Annotated in this window: 1 protein-coding gene and 1 pseudogene; both read right to left on the bottom strand. The window is 73.1% G+C overall.

Annotation, left to right across the window (positions count from 1 at the left end; all coding sequences use genetic code 11):
* Positions 1–175: 175 nt before the first annotated feature.
* Positions 176–367: a hypothetical protein gene (locus tag GH737_RS14870; RefSeq protein ID WP_155265532.1), complete on the bottom strand. Its 192-nt coding sequence runs from the start codon at positions 365–367 to the stop codon at positions 176–178.
* A 320-nt stretch (positions 368–687) separates the two neighbouring features.
* Positions 688–1,126: pseudogene (locus tag GH737_RS14865) on the bottom strand (chromosome partitioning protein ParB); the annotation flags it as partial.

The following is a 1,126-nucleotide window of genomic DNA, read 5'->3' as shown; positions in this document are numbered from 1 at the left end:
AGCAGCCGTTCGGCGCGCCGTTCGGAGACTCCGAGCCTCCGCGCGATCTCGCCAGAACCGAGGCCCAGCCCGGCGCTCAGCGCGAGAGTTTCGCGCTCGAGCGCCGTCAGGGCGGCGGCGGCACGCTCGACGCGCCCGGTGTCGGATCGGGGTTCCGTCATCGCAGAGGTCCCGATCAGGGATGCTTCAGGGGCACGCCGTCGATGTGCGGCACGCCCCAGCCGAGGCAGCCCGGCGCAACCGCGACCGGCACGAAGATGGCGGGAATGTCCCAGCGGGCACGCCGCACGGCCACCATCTTCCAGGTGAAGCCGTCGGGGAGCCTGTAGCCCTGGTCGCAGTAGGAACGTTCGATGTCGGTCGGCATTGCTGGCCTCCTGTTCTCGGCACGGGTCGGGGACGGCGGGGAATCCGGGCGGCGACCTGTTGCGGCGGGCGTGGTGCCGATCTCCTGCCTTGGCCTTCCAGCCCGTCCGGACGGGTGCTGGACGGCCTCGGGCGAGGCTCTTCGGGTGGCCCATGAGCCGCGGGCGATCGCGGCGGTGAGTGGGGCGCGCCTGCATTTCCCGTTGGACGCGCCCTGCGGCCGCTTTTGACCAGTTCCGGTTCGCCGTCCCCGGCCGGTGACGGGGCTTCGGGCGGCCCTCCCCTCCCGGGAGGGCCGCCCGGGGGAAGCGCTGGGAGACGTCAGGCTGCTTCCCCGATCCGGTCGGCTGGTGCCGGGGCAGGCTCATCGCCGGTGTCGCCGGAGTCCTCTTCCATGGCGCCGGCATCGCCTTGCGCCGCGACCGGCGCGCCGAAGCGCATCGCCTGCGGAACCCAGGCAAGCGCGGCGTCCTTGACCTCGACCTCGGCGATGACGTCGCCGGAGAAGATGCGCTCGCAGGCTTGCGCCAGCTCCGCCTTCTTCGCCCGGGCGTAGCGCTCGGCGAGCGCCGGTCCGCCGACTTCGGCAAGCGCCGCCAGGGTCACGCTCTTGGGCACCCGGTCGAAATAATTGGCGCCGGTCGGCCGCCACCAGCGGGCAACCTCGACTCCGAGCAGCTCCCCGAGATGGTCGTGGAAGGCGCAGGCGCGCTCGCCCGGGACGGCGGCGCTCGCCTCCAGGGTCCGCGCCACCGCATGG

It is taken from the genome of Sphingomonas segetis, from assembly GCF_009720245.1.
Lineage (GTDB): Bacteria > Pseudomonadota > Alphaproteobacteria > Sphingomonadales > Sphingomonadaceae > Sphingomicrobium > Sphingomicrobium segetis.
Note: the sequence above shows the minus strand (reverse complement) of the source record. Positions and strands in the feature narration are given on the sequence as shown.